The organism is Agromyces seonyuensis (assembly GCF_009789225.1).
GTDB classification, from domain to species: Bacteria; Actinomycetota; Actinomycetes; order Actinomycetales; family Microbacteriaceae; genus Agromyces; species Agromyces seonyuensis.
In genome coordinates this window covers 1-6,591 of sequence record NZ_WSTA01000128.1, presented here as the reverse complement: position 1 = coordinate 6,591, position 6,591 = coordinate 1, and the positions used below count along the sequence as shown (strand labels likewise).

The 6,591-nt window shown below is 70.7% G+C and carries 3 protein-coding genes, 1 tRNA gene and 1 pseudogene; 3 read left to right on the top strand and 2 right to left on the bottom strand.

Going from position 1 to position 6,591, the window contains the following annotated elements:
- Positions 1–343 (bottom strand): annotated as a pseudogene (locus GB864_RS17575) (TOMM precursor leader peptide-binding protein); the annotation flags it as partial.
- A 101-nt stretch (positions 344–444) separates the two neighbouring features.
- Positions 445–1,914 carry a zinc-dependent metalloprotease gene (locus GB864_RS17570; RefSeq protein ID WP_336604071.1) on the bottom strand — a complete coding sequence of 490 codons (1,470 nt, stop codon included), beginning with the start codon at positions 1,912–1,914 and terminating at the stop codon, positions 445–447.
- A 124-nt stretch (positions 1,915–2,038) separates the two neighbouring features.
- Between GB864_RS17570 and GB864_RS17565 the strand changes: the two genes are divergently transcribed.
- The 3 genes from GB864_RS17565 to GB864_RS17555 all read left to right on the top strand — a co-directional run bounded on the left by GB864_RS17565 (position 2,039) and on the right by GB864_RS17555 (position 6,423).
- On the top strand, positions 2,039–3,160 hold the full coding sequence (locus tag GB864_RS17565; RefSeq protein WP_160426987.1) for a YlbL family protein: 1,122 nt from the start codon (positions 2,039–2,041) through the stop codon (positions 3,158–3,160).
- A 144-nt stretch (positions 3,161–3,304) separates the two neighbouring features.
- The gene (locus GB864_RS17560; protein ID WP_160426986.1) at positions 3,305–6,208 is read left to right on the top strand and encodes a UPF0182 family membrane protein; all 2,904 of its coding nucleotides are present in this window, start codon (positions 3,305–3,307) and stop codon (positions 6,206–6,208) included.
- 138 nt (positions 6,209–6,346) lie between these two features.
- A tRNA-Met gene (locus tag GB864_RS17555) sits at positions 6,347–6,423 on the top strand.
- Positions 6,424–6,591 lie beyond the last annotated feature (168 nt).

The window sequence follows — 6,591 nt, the reverse complement described above, 5'->3', positions numbered from 1 at the left end:
CGTCGCCGTCGACCGCGATCCGGGGCCGCCGCGGGCGGCGTCGCCGCGCCGTGCCGCTCGCGACGGCGCCGGCGCCGTCGGCGGGGTCGACGTCGATCCACGCCGGGTCGAGCGCGCCGCGGACGTCCTCGAGCAGCCGGTCCACGGTGCCGGTCGCGGCGCCGAGCGCCCCGGCGATGCCCTCGAGCGCGGGACGCGAGGCACCCGCGCGCAGGGCGCTCAGCAGCCCCTGCACGGCGTCGTCGGCGCATCCGATGACCGCGGCCGCCGGCACGGACCCGAGTTGGAGTTCATCGGGACTGCGCCAGACGAGCGGGAAGCGGGGGTCGATGCGCGGGGCCATGCCCGGCAGCGTCGTCGTTCGAACCCCGCGGCCGCGCAACCGGTCCACCGACCGTCCGCCGTTCCTCCACATCCCCGCGCCGTCGGCGAGGGGTCGCCGCCTCAGCGGACGGGGCCGTCGCCCCCCGGGGCGTCGTCCTCGTCGTCCTCGCCGTCGACGTCCTCGCCGTCGCGCAGGTCGATCTCGAACTCGTCGACCTCGACGTCATCGCCGGCCGCGGCAGCCTGCTCGTCGAGGGTGGGCGTCTCGCCGCGCAGCAGCGCCTCGAGCGCCTGGTCGAACTCGTCGTCGGCGCTCGTCGTGAGCGTGTCGGACCCGGTGAGCCGTGCCACGAGGCGCGCGGGCTCGTCGAGGTCGTCGGCGGTCGGCAGCAGGTCGGGGTGCGCCCAGAGCCCGTCGCGGGCGGTGACGCCGACGGCCTCGGTCACGGCCGTCCACATCGCGGCGGCTTCGCGGAGTCGTCGCGGCCGCAGTTCGAGACCGACGAGCGTCGCGAGGGCCGATTCGGCGGGGCCGCCCGACGCGCGACGGCGTCGGATGGTCTCGGCGATCGCATCGCGGTGCGGCAGTCGGCTCGTTGCGGCGGCGGTCGCGACATCCACCCAGCCCTCGATGAGCGCGAGGAGCGTCTCGATGCGATCGAGCGCGCGCTGTTGCGAGTCGCTGCGGGGGAGGATGAGGGTGCCGCTGGAGACGGCGTCGCGGAGCGCCTCGGGGTTGCTCGGGTCGAAGTCCGACGCGAGCTCTTCGAGGCGCGACGTGTCGACGGCGATGCCCTGGGCGAACTCCGTGACGGCCGTCAGGAAGCGCAGCCGCAGCCAGCGGGCGTGTTTGAAGAGCCGCGCATGGGCGAGCTCGCGCACGGCGAGATAGAGCTCGACTTCCGAGGTCGGGATGTCGAGGCCGTCGCCGAACTCGGCGACGTTCTGCGGCAGCAGCGCCGCGCGGCCGTCTTCGAGCACGGGGATGCCGATGTCGCCGCCGGAGACCACCTCGGTGGCGAGCTCCCCGACGACCTGGCCGAGCTGCATCGCGAAGAGCGTGCCGCCGACGGCGCGGATCATGCGGCCCGCGCCCTGGAGCATCGATTGCAGCTCCTCGGGCGCCTGCTCCTGCATGACCCCGGTGAGGGCGTCCGCGATCGAGCCGGCGACCGGTTCGGCGAGCTGCGTCCACACCGGCATCGACGCGGCGACCCACGAGCGACGCGTGAGCAGTTCGGGCGTCGTGGCGAGCGGACCGAGCTCGACGGCCTCGTCGAGCCAGAGCCCGGCGAGTCCGAGGGCCTGATCGAGCCTGGCGCGCTCGTCGTCGGAGAGCTGACGCTGCTCGGCCGCGGCGCGTTGCTCGCCCTGGCGGAGTGCGGTGGACCAGTCGATCCCGTCGTCGGCCCGGTTCATCGCCCCCTGGAGCTGCGAGAAGATCGCCGCGATCGAGGCCGGGTCCCCGGGCAGGCCGGCAGCGCCGGCGAGCTGCGAGGGATCGATGCCGCCCTGCCCCGAGAGGAGGTTGCGCAGCAGTTCGCGCAGCTCGTCGTCGGGGTTGGAGCCGTTGTCCGGATCGCTGGCCACCTCAGCCACCTCCAAGTCCTTTCCCCCTACGCTAATCGAGTCGATCGGCGACGCACCCGTCGAAGCGGCACTGCAACCGAACTCGCGTCCGCCGGTCGCGAACAGCCCTCCAGGAGGACACCCGATGGCGCTCTTCAGCGAGGATCCGGCACCGACCGAGTCGAAGCCGATCCCGAAGCGCCGGCTGGCGGGCTGGTGGCTGTTCGCCATCGCGGCCGCCGTCGCGCTCGTCTTCGTCGTGACCCCGTCGCCGTACGTCATCGAGCAGCCGGGGCCGACGTTCGACACGCTCGGCACCGCGCCGCACGTCGACGACGACGGCGAGGAGAGCGAGGTGCCGCTCATCTCGATCGAGGGCGCCGACACGTACCCGACGGAGGGCGAGCTGCGTCTCCTGACGGTCTCGGTCGTCGGCCGTCCGGGCAACACTCCGAACTGGCTCGATCTCCTCGGCGCCTGGGTCGACCCCGAGCGCACGATCGTGCCCCTCGAGTCGGTCTATCCCTCCGACGTCGACCCCGACGAGCAGGATGCCGCGAACCAGGCCGCGATGGTCGATTCGCAGCAGGACGCCATCGCGGCGGCGCTCGTGGCGCTCGACCTCGACGTGGTGCGGGACGTCACCGTCGCCGGCGTGCTCGACGACTCGCCCGCGACGGGCCTCCTGCAGGAGGGCGATGTCATCCGCAGCGTCGACGGCACCGAGGTGCACGACATCAGCGCGCTGCGGGCGGCGGTCGCCGCCCACGGCACCGACGCGCCCGCCGACCTCGGCATCGTGCGTGACGGCACGGAGCAGACCGTGCAGGTGACCCCGGTCGAGCAGGACGGCGTCGTCGTCCTCGGCGTGGGCGTGACGATGCACTACGAGTTCCCGATCGACGTCGAACTGCGCCTCGACGACGTCGGCGGCCCGAGCGCCGGGCAGATGTTCGCGCTCGGCATCATCGACGAGCTCACTCCGGGCGCGATGACCGGCGGCGAGAACTGGGCCGGCACCGGCACGATCGACTCCTCCGGCAACGTCGGCCCGATCGGGGGCATCCGCCAGAAGATGTTCGGCGCGCTGAACGCCGGCGCCGAGTGGTTCCTCGCGCCCGAGTCCAACTGCGACGAGGTCGTCGGCCATGTGCCCGACGGGCTGCGGGTGTTCTCCGTCGACACCCTCGACGACGCGCAGGCGGCGATCGAGGCGGTCGCGGACGGCGGCGACCTCGACGCGCTGCCGACCTGCACCGCGGGCTGAGCGCCGAGCCGCCGCTCGCCTCCTGAGCGTCGGCGAAGCCGAACCGTGACCGAACCCCCGGCGGACGCACAGGCTCGCCGGCCGTGCGGACCACGGGCGGCCATAGGATGAATGGGCACTCCGCCCCCGAGCTGAAGGACGACGTTGACCGACCAGACGCAGGATCCCAGCCCGAGACGACGCCGCGCGCCGCTCGCCATCACGATCGCGGTCGTCGCCGTGCTCGTGATCGCGTTCTTCGCGTTCGCCGGCGTCTACGCCGACTGGCTGTGGTACGACCAACTCGGCTTCCTGCCGGTGCTCACCACCGAGTGGATCACGCGCATCGTGCTGTTCCTCATCGGGTTCGTCGCCATGGCGCTGCCGATCTGGGGAGCCATCCAGATCGCGTACCGCACGCGACCGGTCTACGCGAAGCTCAACTCGCAGCTCGACCGCTATCAGGAGGTCTTCGAGCCTCTCCGCCGCCTGGCGATGTACGGCATCCCGGTCGTGCTCGGCATCTTCGGCGGTGTGACGGCCCAGTCCAACTGGCAGGGCGTCCTCATGTGGCTGAACCGCACGCCGTTCGGCGAGGCCGACCCGCAGTTCGGCTTCGACCTCGGGTTCTACGTCTTCGACCTGCCGTTCTGGCGCGGCGTCATCGGCTTCACCTCCGCGGTGCTGCTGCTCGCGACGCTCCTCGTCGCGGCCACGAACTACCTCTACGGCGCCATCCGCATCTCGGGCCGCGAGGTCATCGTCGCCAAGGCGGCGCGCATCCAGCTCGCGATCATGGCGGGCCTCTACCTGCTCGTGCAGGCGGTCTCGATCTGGTTCGATCAGTACGCCACGCTCACGCAGACGGGCGACCTCATCACCGGTGCCGCCTACACCGACGTCCACGCGGTCATCCCGGGCCGGCAGATCCTCGCGGGCATCGCCGCGATCGTCGCGCTCGCGTTCTTCCTGACGGCGATCATGGGCCGCTGGCGTCTCCCGGTCATCGGCACGGTGCTCCTCGTCATCTCCGCGCTCATCATCGGCACGCTCTACCCGTGGGTCGTGCAGCGCTTCCAGGTCGTGCCGTCCGAGCCGCAGCTCGAGCGCGAGTACGTCCAGCGCAACATCGACGGCACGAGAGAGGCGTACGGGGTCGCCGATCTCGAGGAGATCCCCTACGACGCGAAGACCGTCGCGGAGCCGGGCGCGCTGCGCGCCGACGCCGAGACCACGGCGAGCATCCGCCTCATGGACCCGCAGATCATCAGCCCGGCGTTCCAGCAGCTCCAGCAGTTCCGCCAGTACTACCAGTTCGAGAACGACCTCGACGTCGACCGCTACACGATCGACGGCCAGTCGCAGGACACGATCGTCGCGGTCCGCGACCTCGATCTCTCGAACCTCGGCGACGCGCAGAGCTGGGTGAACACCCACATCGTCTACACGCACGGCTACGGCCTCGTCGCGGCGGCCGGCAACCAGCGCCAGAGCAACGGGCAGCCGGTCTTCCTCCAGTCGGGCATCCCGCAGGCGGGATCGCTCGGCGACTTCGAGCCGCGCGTGTACTTCGGCGAGTCCTCGCCGGACTACTCGATCGTCGGCGCCCCCGAAGGCACCGAGGCGGTCGAACTCGACTACCCGTCCTCGGGCGGCGGCGACGACCAGGCGCAGCAGACTACGACGTTCTCGGGCGAAGGCGGGCCGACGCTCGGCAACGTGTTCACGAAGCTCGTCTACGCGCTGAAGTTCCAGTCCGAGCAGATCCTGCTCTCGGATGCCGTCAACGACGAGTCGCAGATCCTCTACGATCGCGACCCCATCGAGCGGGTGCAGAAGGTCGCGCCGTACCTCACGACGGACTCCGACGCGTACCCGTCGGTCGTCGACGGCCGCATCGTCTGGATCGTCGACGCCTACACGACGACCGACCAGTACCCGTACTCGCGCCAGCTCTCGATGTCGGAGACCATCTCCGACAGCCAGGGCGTCGCGCCGGCGCTCGCGTTCGACGAGGTCAACTACATCCGCAACTCCGTCAAGGCGACCGTCGACGCCTACGACGGCAGCGTCAAGCTGTACGCCTGGGACGACGAGGACCCGCTGCTCAAGACGTGGCAGAAGGTGTTCCCGACGAGCATCCAGCCCCTCAGCGAGATGAGCGGCGACCTCATGGCGCACGTGCGCTACCCGGAGGACCTCTTCAAGATGCAGCGCGCGATCCTCGGGCGCTACCACGTCGACCAGGCCGGTCCGTTCTACGCCCGCGAGGACGCCTGGACGACCCCCGACGACCCGACGGCCTCCACCGCCGAGTCGACGCTGCAGCCGCCGTACTACCTCACGATGCAGATGCCGGGTCAGGAGACCCCGTCCTACTCCATCTACTCGACGTTCATCCCCGAGGAGGCGAGTGACGGCTCGAGCCGCAACGTCCTCCGCGGGTACCTCGCGGTCGACTCGGATGCGGGATCCGCCGACGGTGAACGGGCCGACGGCTACGGCAAGCTCAGGCTGCTCACGCTGCCCGAAGAGGACAACATCCCGGGCCCCGGCCAGGTGCAGAACACGTTCGACTCCGACCCCGTCGTCGGCGATCAGTTGAACATCCTGCAGCAGGGCCAGTCGCAGGTCATCAACGGCAACCTGCTCACGCTGCCGGTCGGCGGCGGTCTGCTCTACGTCCAGCCGGTCTACGTGCAGTCCTCGGGCGGCACGGCGTTCCCGCTGCTCCAGAAGGTGCTCGTCGCGTTCGGCGACGACATCGCGTTCGAGGACACGCTCGACGAAGCGCTCAACGTGCTCTTCGGCGGCGAGTCCGGCGCTGCGGCCGGTGACAACGAGGTCGACCCGACGACGCCGCCCGCCGATGGCGGGACCGGCGACGGGAGCACCGGCGACGGTGGGACCGACGTTCCGAAGACCGAGCTGCAGACGCTGCTCGACCAGGCGCAGGTCGCGATCCAGGCGAAGGCCGACGCGCTTGCGGCCGGCGACTTCGCCGCCTACGGCGAGGCCGACGACCAGCTCAACCAGATCGTGCAGCAGCTCGTGGAGCTCAGCGAGTAGCACGCGGCGCGAAGAGCGGGGCGGTCCGGGTTTCCGGGCCGCCCCGCTCTCATCGTGCGGGATCCCGCGCGGACACGCACGGGATCCCGGCCCCGATTCGACGGCCCCCGATTCCCGTGGTAGAGTTTCCTCTTGTGCCGCGGGGTGGAGCAGTTCGGTAGCTCGCTGGGCTCATAACCCAGAGGTCGTAGGTTCAAATCCTGCCCCCGCAACCAATACCGAAGAAACCCGGTCCCGAATGGGACCGGGTTTCTTGCATTTCCGGGCCGGTCAGGCGCGCTCCACGGGTTATCGGCCAGAAAGAGTGGATGTCTCGGGCGTGTCAGCTGCGTCCGGCCCAGCCTTTCCTGGTCCAGAGGCCTTCTTCGTCGCTGAGTCCGGTG